The 20,147-nt window shown below is 63.5% G+C and carries 14 protein-coding genes and 1 tRNA gene; 6 read left to right on the forward strand and 9 right to left on the reverse strand.

Annotation, left to right across the window (positions count from 1 at the left end):
- Positions 1-112: 112 nt before the first annotated feature.
- The 6 genes from LQ956_RS11930 to dksA form a co-directional block, all read right to left on the reverse strand.
- Positions 113-2,041: a putative nucleotidyltransferase substrate binding domain-containing protein gene (locus LQ956_RS11930; RefSeq protein WP_238621382.1), complete on the reverse strand. Its 1,929-nt coding sequence runs from the start codon at positions 2,039-2,041 to the stop codon at positions 113-115.
- 149 nt (positions 2,042-2,190) lie between these two features.
- Positions 2,191-3,513, reverse strand: a complete 1,323-nt coding sequence (locus LQ956_RS11935) for a sigma-54-dependent transcriptional regulator (RefSeq protein WP_238621383.1) — start codon at positions 3,511-3,513, stop codon at positions 2,191-2,193.
- Positions 3,510-6,473 (reverse strand): ATP-binding protein, encoded by a 2,964-nt coding sequence (locus LQ956_RS11940; RefSeq protein WP_238621384.1) that lies wholly within the window; start codon positions 6,471-6,473, stop codon positions 3,510-3,512. Before LQ956_RS11940 ends, LQ956_RS11935 begins: the two co-directional genes overlap by 4 nt.
- Complete coding sequence (locus LQ956_RS11945) at positions 6,463-6,642, reverse strand: hypothetical protein (RefSeq protein ID WP_238621385.1); 180 nt, start codon at positions 6,640-6,642, stop codon at positions 6,463-6,465. Before LQ956_RS11945 ends, LQ956_RS11940 begins: the two co-directional genes overlap by 11 nt.
- 67 nt (positions 6,643-6,709) lie before the next feature.
- A complete protein-coding gene (gene gluQRS, locus LQ956_RS11950; RefSeq protein WP_238621386.1) occupies positions 6,710-7,570 on the reverse strand; it encodes a tRNA glutamyl-Q(34) synthetase GluQRS in 861 nt (286 codons plus the stop codon).
- 95 nt (positions 7,571-7,665) lie between these two features.
- Positions 7,666-8,121 carry an RNA polymerase-binding protein DksA gene (gene dksA, locus LQ956_RS11955; protein ID WP_238621387.1) on the reverse strand — a complete coding sequence of 152 codons (456 nt, stop codon included), beginning with the start codon at positions 8,119-8,121 and terminating at the stop codon, positions 7,666-7,668.
- 126 nt (positions 8,122-8,247) lie between these two features.
- Here dksA and LQ956_RS11960 point away from each other — a divergent pair, with 126 nt between their 5' ends.
- Positions 8,248-9,024: an HAD family hydrolase gene (locus tag LQ956_RS11960; RefSeq protein ID WP_238621388.1), complete on the forward strand. Its 777-nt coding sequence runs from the start codon at positions 8,248-8,250 to the stop codon at positions 9,022-9,024.
- Positions 9,025-9,200: 176 nt separating this feature from the next.
- Here the strand turns inward: LQ956_RS11960 and xseA are convergent, their stop codons facing one another.
- The gene (gene xseA / locus LQ956_RS11965; protein ID WP_238630066.1) at positions 9,201-10,535 is read right to left on the reverse strand and encodes an exodeoxyribonuclease VII large subunit; all 1,335 of its coding nucleotides are present in this window, start codon (positions 10,533-10,535) and stop codon (positions 9,201-9,203) included.
- Between the two features lie 152 nt (positions 10,536-10,687).
- On the opposite strand from xseA, the gene guaB reads away from it, so the two are divergent.
- Entirely contained in the window at positions 10,688-12,148 is a 1,461-nt protein-coding gene (guaB, locus tag LQ956_RS11970) for an IMP dehydrogenase (protein ID WP_238621390.1), read from the forward strand.
- A gap of 5 nt (positions 12,149-12,153) precedes the next feature.
- Entirely contained in the window at positions 12,154-13,740 is a 1,587-nt protein-coding gene (gene guaA, locus LQ956_RS11975; protein ID WP_238630067.1) for a glutamine-hydrolyzing GMP synthase, read from the forward strand.
- A 21-nt stretch (positions 13,741-13,761) separates the two neighbouring features.
- Here the strand turns inward: guaA and LQ956_RS11980 are convergent, their stop codons facing one another.
- Complete coding sequence (locus tag LQ956_RS11980; protein ID WP_238621392.1) at positions 13,762-14,625, reverse strand: HDOD domain-containing protein; 864 nt, start codon at positions 14,623-14,625, stop codon at positions 13,762-13,764.
- A gap of 73 nt (positions 14,626-14,698) precedes the next feature.
- On the opposite strand from LQ956_RS11980, the gene tadA reads away from it, so the two are divergent.
- A complete protein-coding gene (gene tadA, locus LQ956_RS11985; RefSeq protein WP_255722475.1) occupies positions 14,699-15,196 on the forward strand; it encodes a tRNA adenosine(34) deaminase TadA in 498 nt (165 codons plus the stop codon).
- On the opposite strand, the gene mltF is transcribed toward tadA, so the two are convergent.
- Positions 15,179-16,651, reverse strand: coding sequence for a membrane-bound lytic murein transglycosylase MltF (gene mltF, locus LQ956_RS11990; RefSeq protein ID WP_238621394.1), 1,473 nt, complete (start codon positions 16,649-16,651; stop codon positions 15,179-15,181). The genes tadA and mltF overlap by 18 nt on opposite strands.
- A 99-nt stretch (positions 16,652-16,750) precedes the next feature.
- Here mltF and LQ956_RS11995 point away from each other — a divergent pair.
- Together LQ956_RS11995 and LQ956_RS12000 are read left to right on the forward strand one after the other, a co-directional pair.
- A tRNA-Ser gene (locus tag LQ956_RS11995) sits at positions 16,751-16,840 on the forward strand.
- Positions 16,841-17,015: 175 nt separating this feature from the next.
- Positions 17,016-20,141, forward strand: coding sequence for a chemotaxis protein CheB (locus tag LQ956_RS12000; protein WP_238621395.1), 3,126 nt, complete (start codon positions 17,016-17,018; stop codon positions 20,139-20,141).
- Positions 20,142-20,147 lie beyond the last annotated feature (6 nt).

Consider the following 20,147-nt stretch of genomic DNA (forward strand, 5'->3'; position numbering starts at 1 on the left):
CATGCTGTCTTGCCTCCATCTTTAATTCATGAACCAAAGGGTTGCCGTCCTTTGTCCTGTTGTGGGTGACGGGCTCTGTATTCCCTTGGGCCCGGGCTCTACCTTGATGTGCTTACAGCTGATATTCCAGCGCCAGGCGTGACTGCAGCTTGCGGATCTGTCGGAAGGACTCCTTGAGGATCCGCTGCTCCAGTTCATCCAGACGTTCGGGGTTGATGAAGTTGCTCAGGGGCTGGCCGGCCTGGGCCTGCTCATGGTGATTGCGCATGCGCAGCAGCAGGATGTAGTGATAGGCATTGAGCCAGGCCGCCACGTCTTCCCGCTTCATGACGCCGGCCTCGGCACAGGCCTCGAAGCGGCGGGTGGTGTTGCTGTCGGGCATCTCCAGCGCCAGGGCGAAGATGCGGGCCACGTCCACGAAGGGGGTGGTGCCATTGACCTTCAGATCAAGGCTGCGTGGGTGACGCCCGCTGCCGGAACTCACCTTGAAGTCACCGAACAGCCCCAGAGGGGGGCGCAGGCGCAGGGCGTTTTCCGCCATCTGACGGCGGAACCGGCTGTTTTTGGAAGTCTTTTCCAGGAACCAGGCGCGCAGTTCGGCACCCGGCTGCTCACCGCCGTACAGGACGCGGAAATCGAAGTAGATGTTGGCCTTGAGCAGATGTTCGGGGGTGCCCTGTTCGATCCAGCGGGAGAAGCGGGTGCGCCATTCTTCCAGGCTCAGGCAGCACTCCGGGTTGCCGGCCATGACCCGTCCCCGGCACAGGGGAAAACCGCAGATCCGGAGGGCTTCGTTGATCTGCTCCGCCAGGGGCAGCAGCCGGGCACGGATCTGGTCCGCGGTCATGCCGTCCTGGGGCAGGAACAGCATGCCGTTGTCCTGGTCGGTCTTGAGGGTCTGTTCCTGGCGGCCTTCGCTGCCGAAGGAGAGCCAGTCGAATTCGGGGATGTCGCCGTCGGCCTCGTGCAGGCAGAGGGTGATGATGCGGCGGGTGAGCTGGTCGTTGAGCATGGCGATGATCTGGGTGATCTGGTCCACCCGTACCCCCTGGGCGATCATCTGGCCGATCAGCAGGTGGACATCGGTGCCCAGGCGGGCCAGGGCATTGATGTCTTCGGCCTGGCTCATGGAGCGGCTCAGATTGGCCAGGCTGACCCGCTGCAGGGAGAACAGGTCGCCTTCGGAGATCACGCCCCGCAGCCGGCCCCGGTCGACGATACACAGGTGATGGAAGCCGTGACTGGCCATCAGCATGGCGGCCTCGAAGGCAAAGGCGCTGGAGGGCAGGGTGACCGGGTCGGGGGTCATCACGGCGCTGATGGGCTGATCCAGGCCGATCTCGGGCAGGGCCACGCGCTTGAGCAGATCGTGCAGGGTGAATACGCCTAAGGGTCTTTGTTCTGCGTCCGTGATGATGACGCTGCCGATGCGTTCATCCTGCATGGCCTGCAGGGCTTGGCGAATGGGGGCGTCGGGGCGGAGGGTGACGGGTTCGCGTTGGAGGCGTTCGCCGACGGTGGTGTTGAGGGAGGTATCGCCGCCCAGCCCCGAGGCGGTACTGAACTGCACATGGCGCTGGACGGTGTCCAGCAGGCTGGCCAGGCGGCGGGTGCAGAAATCATGGAACTCGGGACACATCTTGAGCAGATGGTTGAAGTCGTCCCGGTCCATCTCGAAGCAGAAGGTGTCCTCGGCCGCCCGATAACGGGTCTTCACCGGCCGTCGGGCCAGCAGGGCACCGATGGGAAAGCATTCCCCCGGTGCCAGGACCCAGGCGGTACTGACGGGGTTGCCGTTGGGGTCAAGGGACTCCCCCAGCACCCGACCCTGCTTGACGATGAAGAAGCGGTCGGCGGGCCCGGACTTGGGGGTCAGGATCTGCTCGTCACGGGTATAGAAAACCAGACGCAGGCGCTTGGCGAGGAATTCCAGATGGACCGGGTCCATCCGGGCAAAGGGCTCGTGGCGGCCCAGAAATTCCATCACGGGAATGAGGACCCCCCGTTGCCGGTCTGCGCTGTTGCCTGGATCTGTCTGCATGGTATCCATGGATGGCCGTGGTCTTGGCGATCATGGATGCAGAAGGTGTGCCAGGTTTTTGTTCCCTGTGGAAACAAGGAGTTGGGATATGGGTGCGCCTGGGGGGTGTTACCTTGGGTAACAGGTGTTACCCAAGGTAACACCCAAGCTCAGATCTTGGGGCGGGGGATGCCCATGCGGTTGCGTCGTTCCCAGAGGGCCTTGCGACTGATGCCCAGTCGCCGGGCCAGTTCCGTTTCGGTCATCTGGGCCTGGTTTTCCAGTACGAAGCGGCGGAAATAGTCTTCCAGGCTGGTATCCGGGCTCTCCTCCTGGGCCGGTCCGGGGGACAGGCCCAGGTGTTCGGCGGTGATCCGGTCGCCGTCGGCGAGGATCACCGCTCGCTCCAGGGCGTTTTCCAGTTCCCGTACGTTGCCGGGCCAGCGATGGGCCTGCATGGCCGCCAGGGCCGTCGGATCCATCTGTGCCGGCGCCTGCTTGAGACGGCGGCAGGCCTTTTCCAGCAGGAAGTCCGCCAGGCGGGGCAGGTCTTCCAGCCGCTCGCGCAGCGACGGCAGGCTGATTTCCATGACCTTGAGCCGGTAGTAGAGGTCTTCGCGGAAGCTGCCTTCGCGCACCATCTGTTCCAGGTCCCGGTGGGTGGCTGTCAGCAGGCGCACGTCCACCTTGCGGCTGCTGTTGGCGCCCACCCGGCGAATCTCGCCGTCCTGCAGCACCCGCAGCAGCCGTGACTGGGCGGCCGGGGTCAGTTCGCCGATCTCGTCCAGGAACAGGGTGCCCCCGTCGGCGGCCTCCGCCAATCCCTGGCGGCTCTGGGCGGCCCCGGTGAAGGCCCCCTTTTCGTGACCGAACAGTTCCGATTCCAGCAGACCCTCGGGTATGGCGGCACAGTTGACCGAGACCAGGGGAGCCCGGGCGCGCCGACTTTTTTTGTGAATGGCCCGTGCCACCAGCTCCTTGCCGGTGCCGGATTCTCCCCGGATCAGTACCGTGGCATCGGTGGGGGCCACTTTCTCCAGGGTCCTGCACACCTGCTGCATGGCGGGTGACTCTCCCACCATGCCTTCCACCGGATAGGCCTGGCCGAGTTGGGACTGTAGCTGGGCATTTTCCTGTTCCAGTTGTCGCTGCTTGAGGATGCGGGCCACGCACAACAGCATCTCGTCATGGTCGAAGGGTTTGGCGATATAGTCCGTTGCCCCCTGTTTCATGGCCTCCACCGCAGAGCGCACACTGGCATAGCTGGTCATGATGAGCGCCGGGGTGTCGCCGCAGTGGGCGAGCATCTCAATGCCTTCCCCGTCGGGCAGACGCAGGTCGCAGATCAGCAGGTCGAAGCGGGCTTCCCCGCACAGACGGCGGGCGTCGGCGATACAGGCCGCCTCTTCGATGCGATAGCCTTCGTGTTCCAGAAGACGCCGCAGGGCGCGGCGGATCACCGCCTCGTCTTCCAGGATCAGGATTCGGTTCAAGCCAGGGTCTCCTCTTCGACGGCCGGCAGCCGGATGTGGAAACGGGTCCCGCCCTCGGGCAGGTTGTCCGCGTAGACCATGCCGCCGTGGTCCTGAATGATGCTGTATACCACCGACAGCCCCAGGCCGGTGCCTTCGCCCGGTGGCTTGGTGGTGAAGAAGGGTTCGAAGATCCGGTCCAGCACGGACTCCGGGATGCCGCTGCCCTCATCTTCCACCTGGATCTCCACGCTGCCGAGGACGTATCCCCCGCGGATGACGATGCGGTCACCGGGTCGGCTGGCCTGCAGGGCGTTGTTGATCAGGTTGACGAAGACCTGCAGCAGTCGCTGGGCGTTGCCGCGGGCGATGAGGCTGTCGGGCACAGCGTTGAAGCAGCCCATATCCCGGCCGCTGTCGCTCAACTGTACCAGGTGGATGGCCTCGTCCACGCAGGCCCGCATGTTCACCGGGGCCGGGCGCAGTCGGGGGACCTCGCCGGCATGGCTGAAGGTGATCAGGGACTGGACGATGTCGTTGATGCGCCGGGTCTGTTCCAGGATCTGCCGGGCGGTCAGGTCCACTTCCGCCGGGTCCTTTTCGTAACGCAGGTTCTGGGCCAGAGAGGCAATGCCGGTGAGCGGATTGCCGATTTCGTGGGCCACCCCGGCGGCGAGGCGGCCGATGGAGGCCAGGCGATCATTGTGGGCTACCTCGCTTTCCAGATTGTGCAGCTCCGTCAGGTCCTCCACCAGCACCACCATCCCCCCCAGCCCATGGGCCACGGAGCTGCCCAGCCCCGAGGATTCGATGGCGGCCTTGTGCAGGTTCAGGCGGCGTTGGCGGCCGTCCACGGTGAGTTGCAGCTTGTAGAGATGCCGATCATCACCGTTGATGAAGGTGCGCAGCACCCCGTCCCAGGGATCCTTGAGTCCGTCCAGGGTTTGTCCCACCGCAAAGGATGAGGAGATGCCCGAGATGGCGGCCATGGTGTTGTTCCAGATCAGGATGTCGCCGCCCGAGGCGATGGAACAGACCCCCAGCGGCAGTTCATGGAGTACCTGGCGGTGATAGCGGCGCAGGGTGTCCAGCTCCGCCGCCAGTCCCTTGAGCCGCACGGTGGAGTGTTCTAGCTGTTCCTCCACGAAGCGCAGGCTGTCCGCCAGGGCGACCTGGGTCTGGGGCGGTACTTCCAGTCGGTTGTCCACGATCATGCGCGCCAGCAGCGGCCCCATGAGGCCGGACAGATTGCGTTCCAGGCGTGCCCGCAGCTTGCGCAGTTCATTGGGGCGCTGTTCACGGAGATCCAGCTTCAGGTCGCCCAGGGCGCGCTGGATCTCCAGGGTGGCGGTTTGTGGGCCGATGACCTGGGACAGATTGGTTTGCAGCTGCTCGACGTTGCGAATCTCTCCATCCCCCAGCAACCGGCTCGGGGTGAGTTGTTCACGGCGGCAGCTCTGGGAGGCTTCCAGCTCCTCCCGGGTAGGGCGGGTGAGCAGGGAGCCGGCGACGAACAGCAGGCTGTTGAGGGTGAGTGACCAGAAGGTGGCGAAGGCCCAGCGGTTTTCCTCCTCGGCCCCCATCCATCGCATCAGGTTGAAGTCCACCATCGGCAGGCCGGAATCGTGAATCAGCGGGACGATCAGGGCCAGCAGCCACACCACGATGCCGCCCATGAGTCCGGCAATGAATCCCACCCGGTTGGCGCGGGGCCAGAACAGCAGAGCCAGGATGCCGGGCAGGAACTGGGCCACGGCCACGAAGGAGATGAGGCCGATCTGGGCCAGGCCCTGGTTGAATTCCAGCAGCCAGTAAAAGCCGTAGCCCATGCCGATGATGAGCAGGATCAGGACCCGCCGACCCCACAACAGCCAGCCGTAGAGATTGTTCCGGGGCAGGGATTGCTGGCGATAATGGGCCGGCAGGATCAGGTGATTCAGGCACATGGCGGCCAGGGCCAGGGTGGTCACGATCATCATGGCGCTGGCGGCGGAAATCCCGCCGATGAAGGTGAACAGGGCCAGCCAACTCTGGTCTGCCGCCACCGGCAGCCCCAGTACGTAGTAATCAGGGGCGGTCTGCAGGCTGGTGGCCTGACCGGCCCAGAGGATCAGGGGGATCGGCAGGTTGAGCAGCAGCAGGAACAAGGGGAAGGCCCAAGTGGCCACCTGCAGGGAGCGGGGGTTCATGTTTTCCACGAAGGTCATGTGGAACTGGCGAGGCAGCAGGAAGGCGGCGGCAAATGCCAGCACCATAAGCGTCATCCATGGGCCTTCACGCACCGGTTCGTACAGGGCCTCCAGGGCTTCCGGGTGGGCGGTCAGCCACGCATCCAGTCCGCCGAAACCGCCGAAGATCCCGAACAGCGCGAAGCCGCCCACGGCCAGCAGGGCCAGCAGCTTGACGGCGGACTCGAAGGCGATGGCCACCACCAGGCCCTCATGCTTTTCCCGGGGGGTGATGTGACGGGCGCCGAAGAGGATGGCGAACAGCATCAGGGTGGCGCAGAAGCCCAGGGCCAGGAGATGGGGCGTGTCCTGCTGGGTGAGCACGGAGACGGATTCGGTGACCGCTTTGATCTGTAGGGCGATGTAGGGAAGGATGCCCGCCAGCATGAACAGGGTGACGATGACCCCGGTCCACTGGCTGCGATAGCGGAAGGCAAACAGGTCGGCCAGGGACGTCAGTTGATATTCCCTCACCAGACGCAGCAGGGGGGCCAGCAGCAGGGGGGCCAGCAGGAAGGCAAGGGTGACCCCGAGATAGATGGTGAGGAATTGATAACCCTCGTTCTTGGCAAAGCCTACGCTGCCGTAAAAGCTCCAGGAAGTGGCATAGACCCCCAGCGACAGGGTGTAGACCAGCGGGTGATGTACCAGCCGGGCGGGCAGCCAGCCCTTTTCCGCCGCATGGGCGATGAAGAACAGCATTGCCAGATAGGCGACCCCGACCCCGTAGAGCAGACCGATCTCAGAAATCATGGCGGCCTCGTCGCCATTGCACCAGCCAGGCCAGGCCGATGACCAGGCCCCAGAGCAGGTACGGGAGGTACCAGGGCATGCCCGGCCGGGTCCACCACGCCACCAGCGGCGAAGCGAACAGCAGTACGCCGAGCAGGAACAGCAGAAGCGTCTTGTCCTGGGATGACATGGAATGGAGCCTGATGTTGATCCTTCAAACCCGCAAGGATGCAGCATCCGACGGGCTCAGGCCAGCATCAGGCCCGGAACGGCCAGTGCGCCAAGGCATGTTCCAGTAGTGCGGTCGGGGTAGCATCCCGCCAATCCACGGGCAGGGGCAGATCCAGAAAATCCATGACGGCGGCCAGGTTGGTCAGGGGTGTGGTGTCATCTGCCGCCGGGGCGTGAGTCTGCTTGGAGAGCTTGTCGCCGGTGCCGTTCAGGACCAGGGGGTGATGCAGATAGGTCGGTGAGGACAGTCCCAGCAGTCGCTGCAGGTGGAGCTGGCGGGGAGTGGAGTCCAGCAGGTCGCTGCCCCGTACCACATGGGTGATGTCCTGGAAGGCATCATCCACCACTACCGCCAGCTGATAGGCGGTGAGTCCGTCAGCGCGACGGATCACGAAGTCACCGATTTCCCGGCTCAGGCGCTGGCTGACGAGGCCGTGGTGACGATCGTGGAAGCCGATGGGATCGTCATGGGTGCATACCCGCAGGGCACGGGGAGACCGTCCGGGTGCCAGTCCCTGCCGACAGGTACCCGGATAGACCGGGCCTTCCAGTCCGGTGCGGCCGATGGCGGCGATCTCCCTGCGGGTACAGCCACAGTCGTAGGCTTGCCCGCGATCGCGCAACGCCGTCATGGCCTCGGCATAGGCATCAAGGCGGGTACTCTGGTAGAGGATGTCCCCGTCCCAGTACAGGGCATGGGCTTCCAGGGTGCGCAGAATGGCGTCGGCGGCGCCGGGCTGTTCCCGGGGTGGGTCCAGGTCTTCGATGCGCACCCGCCAGGTGCCCTGGTGGGCGCGGGCATCCAGAAAGGAGAAGACAGCGGCGACCAGGGAACCCTGGTGCAGGGGGCCGGTGGGGGAGGGGGCGAAACGGCCGACGTATGTCATGGGTGGCCGGTCGGCGAATCAGGCCGCCCCGTGGCAGGGCAGCGTCTGCTCACGGGGCAAGGGTTGCAGCCGCGGTTCGCCGACCGGCCGCTCCATCAGGCCATCTGCTTTTCCTTGATCTCCTGCAATGTCTTGCAGTCGATGCACAGGGTGGCGGTGGGGCGGGCTTCCAGGCGACGGACACCGATTTCCACGCCGCAGGCCTCGCAGTATCCATAGTCGCCGCTTTCGATGTCCTTGAGGGCTTCATCGATCTTGCGGATCAGTTTGCGCTCCCGGTCGCGGGTGCGCAGTTCCAGGCTGAATTCTTCCTCCTGGGTGGCGCGGTCCGCCGGGTCGGCAAAGTTGGCGGCGTCTTCCTTCATGTGGCCCACAGTGCGGTCCACTTCTTCCATCAGGTCCTGCTTCCAGGCCAGCAGAATGGCGCGAAAGTGATCCTTCTGGGGCTTGCACATGTACTCCTCGCCCTCGGCCGGCTGGTAGGGGGCGATACCCTGACCGTACTGGGAAAGACTGCCGGAACCGTTTGGCGTACTCTTGCTGGAGGCCATCGCTCGCAAACTCCTGAGTGTCAAAAGGCGAGTCTAGATACCAGAGAATCGGGTCGGGTGCAAGCAAAAGGCCGAGCGTCCGCCCGGCAGAGTCCACCAAAACGATGATTACCACGAGGAGGCGGTATGTCTGATCTGAAGGCCCTGATATTCGATGTGGACGGCACCCTGGCGGATACGGAGCAGGATGGACATCGGCCTGCCTTCAATGCCGCTTTCCGGGAGATGGGACTGGACTGGGACTGGACCGTGCCCCTCTATGGGCAGTTGTTGCAGGTGGCTGGCGGCAAGGAGCGGATTCGCCATTACCTGGACGAATTTGCGCCGGGGTTCACACCGCCCGGCGACCTGGACCGGTTCATCGGCGATCTGCATGCCTGCAAGACCCAGCACTTCGTGGACATGCTGGAGCGGGGCGAGATCCCTCTGCGGCCGGGGGTCTGCCGGCTCATTCACGAAGCCCGGTCGGCGGGGTTGATGCTGGCAATCGCCACCACCACGTCGCTGACCAACGTGAAATCGTTGCTTAGAGCCAACCTGGGGGAGGCATCGGTACGGTGGTTCCGGGTGATCGGTGCCGGTGACGTGGTGCCGGCGAAGAAGCCGGCATCGGATATCTACCACTATGTTCTGGAACATTTGGACCTGCCGGCCCGGGCCTGCGTGGCCATTGAGGACTCCGCCCAGGGGCTGCGGGCCTCGCGGGGGGCCGCGATCACCACGGTCATCACCGTGAGTGGGTATACGGTGGAGGATGATTTTTCCGGCGCCGCCGCGGTGCTGGAGCATCTGGGGGAGCCGGGGATGCCCGGGCGGGTTGTTCGGGGACGAGGGCCGGGAAACGGGGTTGTTGATGTCCGTTATCTGGATTCCCTGCTTCCCTCGCGTCATCCCGGCGTCTAGCCCGTCATTTCCGTATCCAACCCCGTCATTTCCACATCCAGCCCCATCATTCCCATGCCCACCCGCCGTCATTCCCGCGCACGCGGGAATCCAGCGGCTGGATCCTGGCCGTGATCGTCGAGGTGGGCGTCATTCCCGCGCACGCGGGAATCCAGTCACGGACTGATTTCCTGGGCTCATTCCACCCGGCACCACAGTCGGCCTTGGGCCAAGTGGGCTTCCAGGCGCTCGCCGGACTTGACCTGCTCCGGCGCGCGCACCGCTCGGCCCTCGGCGCTGAGCAGGATGCTGTAACCCCGCCCCAGGGTAGCCAGGGGGCTCACCGCGTGCAGGGTGCGGGCCTGCAGGGATACTCGCGCACCCAGGCGTTCCAGACGCAGGGCCATGGCCCGTTCCATGCGCAGGGACAGATCCCGCCGCTGCTGCGCCATGTCGGTTATCCGGGCTTGGGGAGAACATCGCCCCAGACGGGTCCAGAGATGAGCCAGTTCGGCGCGCTGTTCCCGCATCCGCCGTGCCAGGGCCTGGCGCAGTCTTGATTCCAACTCATCCAGGCGCTGGGCGCGGGCCCGCAGGCGCCGCTCGGGATGCTGGTGCCGCAGCCGTTGTTCCAGGGCCTGCAGTTGCTGGCTGCGTGCCTGCAGTCTGCGGGAAAAACGTTCACTCAGCAGCCGCTCCAGCTGATTCACCCGCTGCAGCAGTTCACGGCCGTCGGGGCTGACCAGTTCGGCGGCCACCGACGGGGTGGGGGCACGTTGATCGGCGGCAAAATCGGCGATGGTGATATCCGTTTCATGGCCGATGCCGCTGACCACGGGGATGGTGCAGGTGCGAATGGCGCGGGCCACGATCTCCTCGTTGAAGGCCCAAAGGTCCTCCAGGGAGCCGCCGCCCCGGGCCAGGATCAGCACGTCACAGTCCCCCCGTGCGGAGGCCGCTTCCAGGGCCGCGGCAATACGCGGTGCTGCCTCGCTCCCTTGTACGGGCACCGGGTAGATCATCACCGGCAGGGCCGGGAAGCGGCGCTTGAGGACCGCCAGGATATCCCTGACCGCCGCGCCAGTGGCGGACGTGATGACCCCCACGCGCCGGGGAAACCGGGGCAGGGGGCGTTTGAGGGCGGTATCGAACAACCCTTCCGCCTTGAGCTTGCGGTGCAGGGCCTCGAAGGACCGTCGCAGGGCGCCGTCACCGGCTTCCTCCAGATGCTCGACGATGAGCTGATAGTCACCCCGTGGGACATAGAGGCTGATCCTGGCACGGGCCAGTACCTGCATGCCGTCCCGGGGGCGGAATCGCACCCCCTGGGCCCGGTTGCGAAACAGGGCACAGCGCACCTGGGCCCCTGCGTCCTTGAGAGAAAAATACCAGTGTCCGGAGGCGGGGCGCGCCAGATTGGACAGTTCGCCTTCCACCCACAACAAGGCAAAACCGCTTTCAAGGTGCTCCTGCACCGTCTGGTTCAGGCGGGAGACACTGTAAATCTCTGGTTCCGGGACCTGGTCAGGCAAGGGCAGGCGCTCCGTGGTTGAGGAAAATAACCGGGAACCATGCCACGGAAACCGGCATCATATCTAGTCCCCACAGGCCTGGTCGGGTTTACCCCACCCGGGTGCCCCTCTATAATCGTCCGATTAACCAATACCTCCCCCCGAGAAATATCATGCGCATCGTCCAGGAAGCCCTCACCTTCGACGACGTCCTCCTGGTCCCCGCCCATTCGGCGGTGCTTCCCAGAGACGTGGACCTCTCCACTCGCCTCACCCGCGACATCACCCTGAACATCCCTCTGGTTTCCGCTGCCATGGATACGGTCACCGAGGCCCGCCTGGCCATCGCCATCGCCCAGGAGGGGGGCATCGGTATCGTGCACAAGAACATGAGCATCGATGCCCAGGCCCAGCAGGTGCGTCTGGTCAAGAAATATGAAAGCGGGGTCATCAGCGACCCCATCACCGTCACCCCGGACACCAGCATCCGTGATGTGCTGGCCATCACCCGCGCCAACTCCATCTCCGGTGTCCCCGTGGTCAAGGGGGTCGATCTGGTGGGTATCGTCACCAGTCGCGACCTGCGCTTCGAGACCCGCATGGATTCGCCGGTATCCGAGATCATGACGCCCAAGGACCGCCTGGTCACCGTCCGTGAAGGGGCCGGCAGGGAAGAGGTCCAGAATTTGCTGCACAAGCACCGCATCGAGAAGGTGCTGGTGGTGAACGATGCGTTCCACCTGCGGGGCATGATCACCGTCAAGGACATCCAGAAATCCACCGACTTCCCCAGTGCCTGCAAGGACGATCGGGGTCGTCTGCGGGTGGGGGCGGCCCTGGGCGTGGGCGCCGGTACCGAGGAGCGCTGTGCCGCGTTGGTGGAAGCCGGGGTGGACGTGGTCGTGGTGGATACCGCCCACGGCCATTCCCAGGGCGTGCTCGACCGGGTGGCCTGGGTGAAGAAAACCTATCCGGACGTCCAGGTCATCGGCGGCAACATCGCCACAGCCGAGGCCGCCCGTGCCTTGGTGGCAGCGGGCGCGGATGCCGTGAAGGTGGGTATCGGGCCTGGTTCCATCTGCACCACCCGCATCGTCGCCGGCGTGGGTGTGCCCCAGATGACCGCCATCGACAACGTGCGTCAGGCCCTGGAAGGCACGGGGGTACCCCTGATCGCCGATGGCGGCGTGCGCTTCTCCGGTGACTTTGCCAAGGCCATCGCCGGCGGCGCCCACTGCGTCATGCTGGGCAGCCTGTTTGCCGGTACCGAGGAGGCCCCTGGTGAAGTCGAACTCTATCAGGGCCGTTCCTACAAGTCCTACCGGGGCATGGGCTCCCTGGGTGCCATGCAGCAGGGCTCCTCGGATCGTTACTTCCAGGAAAGCAGCGGCGTGGTGGACAAGCTGGTGCCGGAAGGCATCGAGGGCCGCGTCCCCTACAAGGGCACCATCGTGGCCATCATCCATCAGCTGGTGGGCGGGCTGCGTTCCTCCATGGGCTATGTGGGTTGCAGCAACATCGAGGAAATGCGAACCCGTCCCGGTTTCGTGCGGGTCACCTCGGCGGGGATGCGTGAGAGTCACGTCCATGACGTGACCATCACCAAGGAAGCCCCCAACTACCGGATGGATTGAAAAAGATGCCCCTGTCTGCCCCGGATATTCACGCCCATCGTATTCTCATCATCGATTTCGGCTCCCAGTACACCCAGCTCATCGCCCGGCGGGTGCGTGAGTCCGGGGTCTATTCCGAGATTCACCCCTGGGACATGGACGCCGCCGCCGTGCGCGACTTCAACCCCAGCGGCATCATCCTCTCCGGTGGTCCGGAGTCCGTCATCGAAAGTGACCCGCCGCGAGCCCCCCAGTGCGTGTTCGAACTGGGGGTGCCGGTGCTGGGCATCTGTTACGGCATGCAGACCATGGCGGCCCAGCTTGGCGGGCGTGTGGAAAGCTCCGACCACCGGGAATTCGGCTATGCCCAGGTCCGGGCCCATGGTCATACCCGCCTGCTCACGGACATCGAGGACCATACCAGCCCGGAGGGCCACGGCCTGTTGGATGTCTGGATGTCTCATGGTGACCGGGTCTGCGCCTTGCCTGAAGGCTTTTCCCTGATGGCCTCCACGGACTCGGCCCCTATGGCCGGCATGGCCGATGAGGCGCGCCGCTTCTACGGCGTCCAGTTCCATCCCGAGGTGACCCATACCCGTCAGGGACAGCGCATCCTGTCCCGGTTCGTTCATGAGATCTGCGGTTGCGAGAACCTCTGGACCGCCGGCAACATCATTGACGACATGACTCAACGGGTGCGGGAACAGGTGGGCACCGACGAGGTCATCCTGGGCCTGTCCGGCGGCGTGGATTCCTCCGTGGTGGGTGCTTTGCTGCACAAGGCCATCGGCGACCAGCTCACCTGCGTGTTCGTCGATACCGGCCTTTTGCGTCTCCATGAAGGAGATCAGGTCATGGCCACCTTTGCCCGTCACATGGGCGTGCGGGTGATCCGGGTGGATGCGGAAGCACGTTTCCTCAAGGCCCTGGCGGGGGAGTCGGACCCCGAGGCCAAGCGCAAGATCATCGGGCGTCTGTTCGTGGAGGTCTTTGACGAAGAGGCCGCCAAGCTCAAGAATGCCCGCTGGCTGGCCCAGGGCACCATCTATCCCGATGTGATCGAGTCCGCCGGTTCCAAGACCGGCAAGGCCCATGTGATCAAATCTCACCACAACGTGGGCGGCCTGCCGGAGACCATGAAGATGGGTCTGGTGGAGCCGTTGCGGGAACTGTTCAAGGACGAGGTGCGCCGCATCGGCGTGGAGTTGGGACTGCCGTCCGAGATGGTCTATCGGCATCCCTTCCCGGGGCCGGGCCTGGGGGTACGCATCCTGGGCGAAGTGAGCAAGCCCTACGCGGACCTGCTGCGCCAGGCGGATCACATCTTCATTGAGGAGCTGCGCGGTGCCGGCCTGTATGACCAGGTTTCCCAGGCCTTCGCGGTCTTTTTGCCGGTGAAATCCGTCGGTGTGATGGGGGACGGTCGCCGCTATGACTATGTGGTGGCCCTGCGCGCCGTTGAGACCATCGACTTCATGACCGCCCGCTGGGCGCACCTGCCCTACGAGTTCCTGGATAAGGTTTCGCGGCGCATCATCAACGAAGTGAAAGGCATTTCCCGCGTGGTCTACGACATCTCCGGCAAGCCGCCGGCGACGATTGAGTGGGAGTGATTCCGCGGAAAGGGCCGGGTCCTACATGAAGATCCGGCTCACCTGCTCCATGGCCGCCTGATCGGCGTCCCAGTGCAGGGTGGGATCTTCGGGGGTGCAGCCCAGGCGCCTGAGTGATGGGACACTCAGGCGATCGACCTTGGCCAGGCGATGGCCGGTAGACTGGTAGCTTTCGATATTGGCGGCCTGGACGATGTCCACATAGTCGATGGGGACGTCGTCACCGGGGTCCCGTTTCAGGTTGTCGTGTTCGGCCGCCACGTCGATCATCTGCTGGTCAAAGTTCCAGGCCTTGAGGATGGCGCGGCCCACGCTCATGTGCAGGCTGGAAATGATCATGTCCAGGTACTTTTCGTTTTCCACGATCACGTCGATATTCTTGGCCTTATTGAGGATCGGGATGATACCCACGTCATGGACCAGTCCTGCCAGCAGGGCCACTTCCTGATCCAGATGGCGGTGTTGCCAGGCCAGCAGGGAACTGATGATGGCCACCTCCACACTGTGACTCCACAGTGTTTCCATGCGGCTGCGAATGCCCCGGTGTCCGGTGTTGAAGACGTCACGCATGGCCAGGGTCAATACCACATTCTTGGTCTTCTCAAGGCCTAACCGGGTGATGGCCGACTTGATGGTGGTGCAGCGGCTCAGTCCCCGGTAGATGGGACTGTTGGCGTAACGGATCAGTCGGGCGGCCATGGCGGTGTCCCGGGCCACCACGGCGGTGATTTCGTCGATGGAGCTGTCGTCCCGGTTGATAGTGAACAGTGCCTGAATGGAAATGTCTGGCAAGGTGGGGATCTGTATCCCGTTGTTCTGCAGGTCCTGGCGCAGATCGCTGATGAACTCGTCAACGATTTCTTTGGGGTCGAGACGCTTGTTCACGTGGGGCAGGCGGAGGAGAGTGACAAGGGATTCCAGTATGACATAACTGCGCTCCAGGCGCGTGTGGGGTGATATGGTCTTAAAGCAGGATCAATACTGGATGGCACGGGCGCTGGCGCTGGCCGAACAGTCCGCCGATGAGGGAGAAGTCCCCGTCGGTGCCGTGCTGGTCAAGGACGGACAGGTGCTGGGAGAGGGCAGGAATCGTCCTATCGCCCTGTGCGATCCCACAGCTCATGCGGAGATCCAGGCCTTGCGGGCCGCTGCCGCGGCGGCGGGTAATTACCGTCTACCCGGAACGACCCTGTATGTGACCCTGGAACCCTGCATCATGTGTCTGGGGGCGATGGTGCATGCCCGGGTGGGGCGGGTGGTGTTCGGTGCCCACGATCCCAAGACCGGGGCGCTCGGGGGGGCTGCCGATGCGCTGGATCTACCCCTTTACAACCATGCGATGGCGGTGACGGGTGGGGTGATGGCGGAAGTCTGCGGTGAGTGCCTCAGGTCTTTTTTTCGTGCCCGCAGAAACGGGAATGGGACAGATAGATCAGGATCACAGTCCGAGGGGTAATATCTCCAGGGGATCCGGCGGGTGAGTGGCGGGCGGGGCAGAGTCCGATGGTGGCCTCTGCTCGCGGCTCTGTTCCGGCGTGGTGAACCAGGTGAGGATGTCGTAGAACCCGCGGATGTTCTGCACGTACTGCACCGGCTCCCAGCCCCTGGCATAGCCATAGCGGGTATTGCTGTACCAGTTCGGCTGGCTCAGCAGGGGCAGATGCTCCATGACATCGATCCATCGGTCCGGGTCCTTGTCCTGTGCGCGGGTGATGCGCCTGGCGTCATGCAGATGGCCCATGCCGACGTTATAGGCTGCCAGGGCCATCCAGGTGCGATCCGGCTCGCTAATGCCCATGGGCAGGCGCTCATGGAGATTCATGAAATATTCGGCGCCGCCGAACACCGATTCCCTGGGGTCGGTCCGGTCCTGGACACCGAGCTGGCCTGCGGTGGCCTGGGTCAGCATCATGAGGCCCCGTACCCCGGTTCTGGAAACAGCGTTGGGGTTCCAGTGGGATTCCTGGTAACTGATGGCGGCCAGCAGTCTCCAGTCCACGTCATAGTACTCGGCCGCCTCGCGAAACAAGGGCTCGTGGCGGGGCAGGCGCTCGCGAATGCGATTCATGAACGTGAGGATGCCCGGATAGTCCAGCACCTCCATGTGGCCGTAGTGACGTTCCAGCAGCTGGGCCAGCCGGCCGTCGGCGGCATATGCTTCGAAGAATCGTTCTGCGGCCTGGATCAGGGTCCGATCCTTGTGTCTGGGGAAGGCCCAGGCCAGAAAGTGGGGTTCGGACAGGTCCATGGCGGCGCGTAGCTCCGGATAGAATCGGCGCATGGAGGCCAGCTCAATGGAGTCGGCGACGGCCAGTGCCACCTTGCCTTCCCAGACCTGCCTGAGCAGTTCCTCGGGGGTGATGCCCGCCAGTTCTTCCCACTGTAGGTCGGGGTATTGGCGTCTGAGCATCGCCAGGGTTTCCACATGACTGCTGCCGGCAATGACGGTCAGTGGATGCTGTTGCAACTCGTCCAGTGACTCGGGAGCAGGTTCGCCGCTGCGATAGACCACCTGTTCCGTGACCTGATGGTAGGCAGGGCCGAACCGGACCTCCCCGAGACGGGCGCGCGTCATCGTGATGCCGGCCGCAGCCATGTCTACCCGGCCGCCGGCGACCATGGGCAGGATCTCATCGAATCGTCCAGGGACGACCAGTTTGAGGCGCACGCCCAGGCTGTCGGCAAAGGCGGTGGTCAGATCATACTCCAGCCCGTCGGAACCTTCGGACCATGGCTGGTAGGTGGTGGTACTGATGCGGGTGGCCACCACCAGTTCGCCGCGCACGAGCGTCCGCTCCAGTTCCGTCATCGGCCGCATGAAGGTAAATAGCAGGATCAGCGTCAGCATCAGCACAAAGGCGAGGGCTTCCAGGCGCTGGTTCAGCGTCCATCGGGGGCGTCGACGTTTCAAGGGCTTAAAAAAAATATTGGAATCGGCTATGATAGCCCACTTTACCGTCAGGCCGCATGGTGATGTTCCTGCGCCTTATCGGTAACTTTTCGACCTATTGGAGAGGTGCCGGAGTGGTCGAACGGGGCGGTCTCGAAAACCGTTGTACTCGCAAGAGTACCGAGGGTTCGAATCCCTCCCTCTCCGCCAGATAAATGTTCATCACCCGGCAAGGCCTTCATGTGTACGGCCTTGCCGGGTTTTTTTTTGCGTTTTGCCAACGCCTCCCCCGTTTCTTGCTTTCCTCCCGGCCCGGCGGTTCTGAAGTCGTGCTGCCATGCACTACAATCCCCCATGAGTCCTCCCGATCCTGCAAAGGAACCCCATGACCCGGAACAAAGACGCCTTGCCGGATTCTCTATCCGCGGATACCGGCAGCGAGCATGACGATGATGTTGCGGATGCGGAGATGGGCATGGCGGAGGTGTTGCAGAACAAGATGCCGAATGCCAGTGACCAGGATGGGCGGGAGGACGATCCTGAAGCGCGCGAGGGCTCCGGGGAGCCGGCAGTGATCCGGAGCGATTTCTCCGGCCATGTGGTCGGTATCGGGGCGTCAGCCGGCGGCCTGGAAGCCCTGGAACAGCTCTTTGACGCCATGCCCACGGGGACGGGGGCCGCTTTTGTGGTGGTGCAGCATCTCTCTCCCGACCACAAGAGCCTGATGGCCAACCTGCTGGCCCGCCATACCAGCATGCCGGTGGTGACTGTTCGGGATGCCATGGAGATCGAGGCGGAAACCATCTATCTGATCCCGCCGGGCAATCTGATGACCATTTCCGAGGGGCAGTTGCGACTGAGCCCGAAGAATCCCAAGGCGCTGTCTCTGCCCATCGACCTGTTTTTCTCCTCCCTGGCCCGGGAGTTTCGGGATTGTTGCATCGGCGTGATCCTCTCCGGTACGGGTTCGGACGGGACACGCGGATCGGTGGCCATCAATGATGCCGGCGGCCTGCTGCTGGCCCAGGACCCGGAAAGCGCCAAGTTCGACGGCATGCCCCGCAGTGTCATTGCCACCGGGCTGGTGGATGAGATCCTGCCGGCGGAAACCCTGGGGCGACGGATCAAGGACCACATCCTGCAAAAGCCGGAAACCCGAGTGGGTCCCCCTCCCAGGATGGCCACGGACCTGGATAACAGCTCGGCCCTGGAAGGCATCTTTCACCTCCTGCATAACCATGGCGGCGTGAATTTTCGGGAGTACAAGCCGGCCACGGTACTCAGGCGCATCGAGCGCCGCATGCAGGTCCGTCACGTGCCGGATTTCGAGCGTTACCTGGAACTGCTGGAGAACGATGCCGGTGAGGTATCGGTGCTGCGCCGTGAGATCCTCATCCCGGTGACCAACTTTTTCCGTGATCCGGAGGCCTTTGATACCATCGCCTCCAAGGCGGTGGAGCAGATCGTGCAGCAGGCTTCCACCTCTCATCCCATCCGGGTGTGGGTAGCGGGGATGTCCACCGGTGAAGAGGCCTATTCCATCGCCATCCTGTTTGCCGAGGCCTTTGATCGCGCTCGGCGCTGGCCGGATATCAAGATCTTCGCCACGGATGTAGAACAGAAAAATGTGGACGCCGCCAGTGCCGGCACCTTTTCCGAGGCCATCATGGCCGAAGTGTCTCCCGAACGGTTGGAGCGTTTCTTCATCAAGCGTGGCAGCCATTTCGTGGTCAAGCCCGATCTGCGGCAGACGCTGGTCTTTGCCCGCCACAATCTGCTGGAAGACCCGCCGTTCACACGCATGGATATGGTGTCCTGCCGTAATGTCCTGATCTATTTCGTGCCCGGAGCCCAGGAACGCGCCCTGCGCCGCTTCCAGTATGCCCTGGCTCCCGGCGGGTATCTGTTCCTGGGCAGCAGTGAATCTCTGGCGGGCCTGAGTTCGGATTTCACCCCGGTGAACAGCAAACACAAGTTATTCCAGATGCTGCGCAGTACCACCTTGCCGCTGGAATCCCATTCCGGTTCCTCGCTCCTGAGTTCGCGCCGGCCATCGTCGAGCCGGGGACGGCGCCTGGTGGGTGCCCAGGTGGGACAGAGCCTGGATGCCTCTGCCATCGATGCGGCCCAGCAGCAGCTGCTGCGCGATCATGCACCGCCAAGCATCCTGCTGTCCGAGACCATGGAGTTGGTCCATATCTTCGGTTTGGCTCAGCGCTATCTGCACTTTCCCTCCGGTAGCATTTCGTTGGAGATATCCAAGTTGTTGCCAAGCGGTATCGTGCCGGTGGCTCAGGCGTTGTTGCGGCGCGCTGCCAAGAGTCGTGAGCCGGTCCGCTCCGAGGCCAGTACCTTCAGGCTGCCTGACGGGTCATCGCAGCGATTGTGCATCTCAGCCCAGCCGCTGGTGGGCGATGATCGCAGTGCTGTGTTCATGCTGTTGTCCTTTGAGCCCCTGGATACCGGCAATGCCAACCTGTCGGATGGTGCCCCGCCCCTGGATGTGAATGCGGAAGCGATGGAACGTATCCAGTCCCTGGAGCAGGAGCTGGCAGCGACCCGGGAAAGCCTCCAGGCCACCATCGAGGAGTTGGAAGCGTCCAATGAGGAGCTCCAGGCCACCAACGAGGAGATGATGGCCGCCAATGAGGAGTTGCAAAGTTCCAACGAAGAACTTCAGTCCGTCAACGAAGAGCTCTATACGGTCAACGCGGAAAACCAGGAAAAGATCCAGATACTCAACCGGCTCAATGCCGACCTGGACGGCATGGCCAAGGCGGCATCCATCGCCACCTTATTCCTGGATGAGTCCATGCGCATTACCCGTTTCACCCCGGAGGCGACGCAGATCTTCAAGATCCGGGACGGGGATGTAGGGCGGCCCATCGATGATTTCACCCATTCCCTGCATTACCCGGGGCTCATGCATGACCTGCGCACCAGCCTGCGTGAAGGCGGAATGCAGGAGCACGAGGTCAACTCGGAATCGGGGCGCCATTACCTGCTTCGTATTCTGCCTTACACGCTGCAGGGGGCTTCCACCCGGGGAGCCGTGATCACTCTGGTGGATATTACGTCCGTCCGGGATGTGGCCCTGTTGCAGGCCGTGCTGGACTCTCTCGATCACCAGGTGGCCGTGATCGACAATGACGGGATCGTTTTGATGATCAACAAGGCCTGGCACACCTTTGCGGAAAGGCACGATGACCGGACGCTCAGGGCTTTCGGAGTGGGCGCCAATTATCTGGATGCCTGCAAGATGGCGGATGATGTGGGCGGTCAGGAGGCGTTCTATGCCCGCAAGGCACTGCAAGGTTTGCAGGGGTTGCTCAAAGGCAAACTGGAAGGTTTCGGTTTCGAGTATCCCTGCCATTCACTGGATAGGCAACGCTGGTTTCTGATGCATGCCGGTAAGCTGCGTCATCCGGACGGCGGGGCGATTGTCAGCCATTTGGAGATTACGGACTGGATAGTCGGGCGGGAGGAGGATTCTGCGGAAACGCAGGGGTAGCAATGG

The sequence above is a fragment of the Ectothiorhodospira lacustris genome (assembly GCF_022227845.1).
Classification (GTDB): Bacteria; Pseudomonadota; Gammaproteobacteria; order Ectothiorhodospirales; family Ectothiorhodospiraceae; genus Ectothiorhodospira; species Ectothiorhodospira lacustris.

Coding starts and splice junctions, on each gene's coding strand:
- guaB (WP_238621390.1), top strand. CDS start 10,688: ATGCGCATCGTCCAGGAAGCCCTCACCTTCGACGACGTCCTCCTGGTC.
- LQ956_RS11930 (WP_238621382.1), bottom strand. CDS start 2,041: ATGCAGACAGATCCAGGCAACAGCGCAGACCGGCAACGGGGGGTCCTC.
- LQ956_RS12000 (WP_238621395.1), top strand. CDS start 17,016: ATGACCCGGAACAAAGACGCCTTGCCGGATTCTCTATCCGCGGATACC.
- guaA (WP_238630067.1), top strand. CDS start 12,154: ATGCCCCTGTCTGCCCCGGATATTCACGCCCATCGTATTCTCATCATC.
- LQ956_RS11960 (WP_238621388.1), top strand. CDS start 8,248: ATGTCTGATCTGAAGGCCCTGATATTCGATGTGGACGGCACCCTGGCG.
- dksA (WP_238621387.1), bottom strand. CDS start 8,121: ATGGCCTCCAGCAAGAGTACGCCAAACGGTTCCGGCAGTCTTTCCCAG.
- LQ956_RS11945 (WP_238621385.1), bottom strand. CDS start 6,642: ATGTCATCCCAGGACAAGACGCTTCTGCTGTTCCTGCTCGGCGTACTG.
- tadA (WP_255722475.1), top strand. CDS start 14,699: ATGGTCTTAAAGCAGGATCAATACTGGATGGCACGGGCGCTGGCGCTG.
- gluQRS (WP_238621386.1), bottom strand. CDS start 7,570: ATGACATACGTCGGCCGTTTCGCCCCCTCCCCCACCGGCCCCCTGCAC.
- LQ956_RS11940 (WP_238621384.1), bottom strand. CDS start 6,473: ATGATTTCTGAGATCGGTCTGCTCTACGGGGTCGGGGTCGCCTATCTG.